The organism is Roseburia sp. 1XD42-34 (assembly GCF_009917385.1).
GTDB lineage: Bacteria > Bacillota > Bacilli > Bacillales > Amphibacillaceae > Virgibacillus.
The window spans coordinates 1-5,636 of the sequence record NZ_QWLJ01000073.1 but is presented as its reverse complement, the minus strand read 5'-3'; the positions used below and the strand labels follow the sequence as shown (position 1 = coordinate 5,636).

The following is a 5,636-nucleotide window of genomic DNA, read 5'->3' as shown; positions in this document are numbered from 1 at the left end:
TAACAGATATGTTTAACAAGTAACAAGAACTACGAGAAAAGGTATTCGGTTATTTACACAAAATTATTGACAGTCCCCGCTCAAGTCCCTTTTATCGCTTACTATCGTTATCCCATCCATTAAGATAGTTTTTCATATTCATTACTTATTGGTTTACGAATAAAAAATCAATTCTGGTTGATAGTCTAACAAAATTAAACTTCAAATTGCTACATTTTTGATTATGATTAGCTTTGGGCACCTCGTATCATACCAAGGGGGTGTTTTTAGTTCAATCCTCATTTTGCTTTATTTACAGGATTGCTTTCCTATAATACAAAAAACCGCCCTAAAGGTTTTTTCTCCTTTTAGGACGGCTTATTTTATTGCCAGCGATTGATTTAAGATAACTCTGGCCAATATGCTTTATTCGCTTCATATAATTCATCAAGTAAATCTTTAGCAACTTTTGCACTCGGGACAATCTTAGATAACGTAAGTGCTTGCCATAGTTTTTGATAGGATTTTTCTACCCAAGCTTCTACTACCAATTTTTCAACTGCCACTTGTTGCTCCATTAATCCTTTCTGGAAACGAGGAATTTCCCCCATGGCAAGTGGTTCAGGCCCTTTGCTACCAACAAGACAAGGGATTTCAACCATTGCTGTTGGTTCAAAATTACTAATTGCACCGTTATTTTCCACAATTAACAACATACGTTCCTTTGAATTATAGGCAATTGCCCGTGCTAAATCTACAATATAGGAAGCGTGTTCATCTATTTCCAGTTCTGTTCCTTCTGCTGTTTGGTTATCAATTATTTTTTGACATTCACCGAATACAAACTTTTCACGTCCACCCATCACTTCATTCGCTCGCGTATAGTCTGGATTTGACTGTTCTACGACATAATCTGGATAGAAATAATATTTTAAATATGTGTTTGGAACGGTTGTCGGATCAAGGGCTTGCACATCTTTTGCTTTAGCAAATGTACTGTTCCAACTAGCATCAGAATGCTGTTTACTCTCATCTACTGTCACATAGCCATGTTTGGAAACATGCTCGCGAATTTTTGGCATTAGGTCATTCCCTTGTTTATCACGAATATCAAACCACCAACCGAAATGGTTTAACCCATAATATTGCACTTCCATTTCTTTACGAGACGACAATCCAATCGATGCCGCCATTAACTCTTCAATTCCAATTGGCATATCGCAAATATTCAATATCTTAGAATTTGGACGTAATCGCCGTGTTGCTTCTGCCACAATAGCTGCAGGGTTAGAATAGTTTAAAAACCATGCGTTTGGTGAGTATTTTTCCATATAATCCACAAGTTCAATAACTGGTCCAATCGAACGCATTCCGTAGGCAATTCCCCCCGGCCCACATGTTTCTTGACCGACAACACCATATTTTAGTGGTATTTTTTCATCTTTTTCACGCATTGCATATTTACCAACACGGATATGAGCCATGACAAAATCAATATTACTAAACGCTTCTTCCGGGTCAATCGTTTCAACAAAATTAATTTGTGGTGCTTTTTCTTTTAATAGAATTCTGCAAGCTCCAGCAACGGTGCCTTGTCTTTCTTCATCATTGTCATAAAGCTTTATTTCTTTAATTGGAAATCTGGCCAAGTTTTCTAATAGCATTAATATAATCCCTGGAGTAAATGTACTTCCTCCACCAGCAATTGTAATTGAAAATTGTTTCATGTTCTTTTTCCTCCTTGTGTAGTTTACTGTTTGTCACTTAAAAATGTATCTATGGAATCACGAATCTGTGGTACGGATAATCCAACAATCACTTGAATACTCTTATTATTCCTTACCACGCCGTGGGCTTCCCCATATTCTTTAAAGTACATGTCATCTTCTACTTTGCTCGGGTCACATACCGTAACCCGTAAGCGCGTTGCACAATTTGTAACGTTTTCTATATTGTCTGCGCCACCAAGCCCTTGCAGGTAAATAGCTGCTTTTCGATCATATTCATTGTTATATTTTTCAGCATCAGCAGATTCTCCAGCTGCCGCTGTCTGCTCCTTGCTTGCACGATAATCCTTTTTCGTATAAAGTTTTGTTTCACCATTGTCATTTTTTTCACGACCAGGCATTGGAATATCAAACTTCAAAATTAAAAATTTAAATGTGTAGTAATAGATTACAATGAAGATGGTTCCAATGATAAATTGAGCGAGATAAATACCCCAATGATTTCCCATAAGCGGTACCCAGTTTGTTGCCGCTATCTCAATTAAACCGCCGCCCATATTACCAACAAGACCAAATCCATGCATGATCGTAACCATGGTAGCTCCTAAGATGGCATGAAGAGCAAATAGGTATGGCGCAATAAATAAGAACGTAAACTCAAGTGGTTCAGTAATTCCAGCAAAAACAGCTGTTAATGCTGCAGCAAATAGTAAAGCACCAACTTTCTTACGCTTTTCTGGTTTAGCGGTATGGTATAATGCAAGCGCAATTCCAATCGAACCAAACATTTTTGTATTTCCTTGTAATAAGAATCCACCACCAGGGAAGATATCATTTAAGGCGCTAGTAGATTTTGAGTACTCTGTCAAATGAGAAATCCAATATGACTTCATACCACCATCCACAACAGCTGGCCCATATTCAAACGGTGTATAGATGAAATGGTGCAAACCAGTCGGAATTAAAATCCGCTCTAAGAAATGGAATAGCCAGACGCCAGCGTAACTTGATGAAACTAAAAAGTCCTGTAACGAAGCAATTCCATTTTGCACCATTGGCCATATCCAACTTGTAAGAAATGCTAGTGGAATCATTACAAAGAATGAAATCATAACTACAAATGGTCCGCCTTGGAAAATACCAATGGATTCAGGCAATTTTTTCTCGTAAAAACGATTATGCAAATAAATAACAATCGCAGAAATAAAAATAGCACCAATTATATTTGTATCTAATGTTTTAATGCCAATAATTTCTTTTAATCCGCTTGTACCGCCAACCTCACTCGCAAAGTCAACGCCAAATGCCGGGCCCCAAATGGTTAAAATACCGTTAATAAAGTAGTTAAACATTAAGTAACCCATGACAGCTGATAATACAGCTCTCCCAGGCGCCTTTTTCGCCAAAGAAATCGGAAGACCGATAACAAACACAAGCTCCATTTGATTAAATACGGTCCAACCGCCATTCTCAATTAGTGACCAAATTTGATACCAAAGACCATCTGGATTAGCTAATTCTCCCATAACAGCCTCATTTTTAAACAATGTAGCTAAACCTACAACAATACCGAAGAAGGGAAATAGTAGCACTGGTACAATCATTGCACTTCCAAATCTACGAATTGCATTCATCAACATCCACCACCTATTTATTTGGTTTGGTTAAAAAACATTTTATAAGCCAAATGATTTCTAATTTTCCGGAAAAATTGTCGTTACTTGAAGCTAACCTTTTTCACAACCTAGTTAAAGGTAAAAACAGATGGTATATACCATCAAATTATCTTAGTGAATAAGCTAACAAATAAACGCACACTATGATTTCGCTTTTATTTGTTAGCTTCAGTATATGATTGGTAACGTATTCATTCAATAGGTTTTGAAGGGTTAGGGAAAGCGCAACCATTTATGAACGCGTTTTCAAAACATGGGAATTTTCCCAAGAGAATGGGGTGAAATATCGTATCTTCCTCAAAACGAAAAGTGCATCTTTCATTGCAACACAAGTTTATTTTTTATACAATAAGAACAAACGTTTGTGATCTATCACTTTATTGCTTTAATCGAATACGCCAATAGGATAAGGAGACCGCTTTAATGGCAAAAGTTAAAATTGAAAAACCAAGAATCGGAACACTCTTTTAGATATTCATGATTACGAAGAAGCTCCGCTTGACCATTGCATCATTTCTAATTGTGATGGTGAAAAAGAAAACTACGATCGAACAGAATTTTCCCAAGTTGTGTTTAAACAGGTAAAATTTAATGGAGCTCATTTAAAAATGTGGAATTTACCGATATTGTGTTTGAAAACTGTGATCTATCCAATGTAGATTTTTTAGGAGCCATTATTCACCGTGCTGAATTTAAAGATACAAAAATGGTTGGCGTTAATTTTGCAGATGCTACATTAAGAAATGTTCGCTTTTACAACTGTTTAATAAATCTAAGCTCATATAATTATAGTAGTCCTAAACAAGTAATGTTTGATCACTGTTCTTTAAGAAATACGGATTTCTATGCATGCAAATTTAATAAGGTTCAATTCCAGCAATGCAACTTAAATAAAGGCAATTTTTCTCAGACTTCATTGAAAAATGTAGATCTTAGTAATTCTACTTTTGAAAGGCTAATTGTTTCTTTAGACGAACTAGATGGTTGTGAAATTTCCCCTCAACAGGCAATCGCGTTTGCTACAATGTTAGGATTAAAAGTGGAAGAATAACCGCGTGCAGTATCAAAAAGAAGGCTGCTAACTGAAAGTATTCAGTTAGCGAGAGAGGGTAAAAGAATATCATTAACTAATGTAAGGAATAGAAAATAAGGCTTACCGAACGTCAGCGCATTTCTACAGGAAATAATGCTATACTGGATATAATTAACGTTTTAGGTAGGAGTGTCCGATGAAATTAGAATCCTTAATCAACAAAAATTATGATAAATTAAACAAAAATGATTTGCATGTGCTGCAATATATCTTAAGTCACCGAGAAACATGCTATGATCTCAGTATTGTTGAGTTGGCAAATATCTGTTTTGTTTCACGTTCCTCCATTCATCGTTTAACCAAGAAATTAGGTTTCAGTGGCTATAGCGAATTTAAAGTCTTTGTAAAATGGGAAGGAGAAGCGCAGCATGAAACTAATGATCTGATGGAGGCATTCCAATCAGATATTGTGCAAACTTTAAAAAACTTGGAATCCGTTGATTTTACGGTTATCAGTCAGCTACTTTATCACGCAGAGCGTATTTATCTACATGGTACGGGGACAGCCCAACGAATATGCGCCAAAGACTGTCAACGTATGTTTTCCATAATTGAAACATTTATTATCCTTATTCACGATCAAGTAGAGTTTGAAGCGATGTACCGGGGGATGAAGGATACAGACGTTGTTATTATTATTTCTTTATCCGGTGATACTCCAACGCTTATCCCTAATATTAAACAATTAAATGCTAAAGGAATTAATGTGATTACCATTACCAATTTAAAAAATAATAAGCTTGCGCAAATGTCCCCAAACAATATTTACGCTACAACAACACCGGGATCAACAAAAGATGGTATAGAGATCACTTCGTTTGTTCCTTTCTATATCGTTATGGAAACGATGTACCGTAAATATATTGAGTATTGTGAGCAGCAGAAATTAGATACGTATTAAAATATGCTCTTACGCAACCTTTTTTTAAGGAGTAGAACCTTTTAATAGGGCTTTTTATGCAGATTGTTCTTACTAGAATATAATGCTAATGAAGGTATACTTAGCAAGAGGAATGTAATTAGCTGTGTAAAGAAAAGTCCGGTAAAAGTGGCTCTATACTGAATGTGGTGGTGTCTCTTATCCCATCAATAGGTAGAAATAAAGCAAAAAAACACACTCAATCCCCTCTCTTTGATAACCTTGAGTTGCTGAGACAAAAG

At 36.0% G+C, this 5,636-nt stretch carries 4 protein-coding genes; 2 read left to right on the top strand and 2 right to left on the bottom strand.

The genetic code is table 11. The annotated features are described in order from the left end of the window. Window positions 1–380: 380 nt before the first annotated feature. Window positions 381–1,706 (bottom strand): 6-phospho-alpha-glucosidase, encoded by a 1,326-nt coding sequence (locus tag D1839_RS19855; protein WP_120381497.1) that lies wholly within the window; start codon window positions 1,704–1,706, stop codon window positions 381–383. Window positions 1,707–1,729: 23 nt separating this feature from the next. After that, window positions 1,730–3,340 carry an alpha-glucoside-specific PTS transporter subunit IIBC gene (locus D1839_RS19850; RefSeq protein WP_120381496.1) on the bottom strand — a complete coding sequence of 537 codons (1,611 nt, stop codon included), beginning with the start codon at window positions 3,338–3,340 and terminating at the stop codon, window positions 1,730–1,732. A gap of 652 nt (window positions 3,341–3,992) precedes the next feature. On the opposite strand from D1839_RS19850, the gene D1839_RS21195 reads away from it, so the two are divergent. Both D1839_RS21195 and D1839_RS19840 read left to right on the top strand, forming a co-directional pair. Beyond that, a complete protein-coding gene (locus D1839_RS21195; protein WP_120381495.1) occupies window positions 3,993–4,433 on the top strand; it encodes a pentapeptide repeat-containing protein in 441 nt (146 codons plus the stop codon). A 178-nt stretch (window positions 4,434–4,611) separates the two neighbouring features. Further along, on the top strand, window positions 4,612–5,376 hold the full coding sequence (locus D1839_RS19840; protein ID WP_120381494.1) for a MurR/RpiR family transcriptional regulator: 765 nt from the start codon (window positions 4,612–4,614) through the stop codon (window positions 5,374–5,376). Window positions 5,377–5,636 lie beyond the last annotated feature (260 nt).

Excerpts from the sequence above, each read along its gene's own strand:
- D1839_RS19855 (WP_120381497.1), bottom strand. The coding sequence starts at position 1,706 with ATGAAACAATTTTCAATTACAATTGCTGGTGGAGGAAGTACATTTACT.
- D1839_RS19840 (WP_120381494.1), top strand. The coding sequence starts at position 4,612 with ATGAAATTAGAATCCTTAATCAACAAAAATTATGATAAATTAAACAAA.
- D1839_RS19850 (WP_120381496.1), bottom strand. The coding sequence starts at position 3,340 with ATGAATGCAATTCGTAGATTTGGAAGTGCAATGATTGTACCAGTGCTA.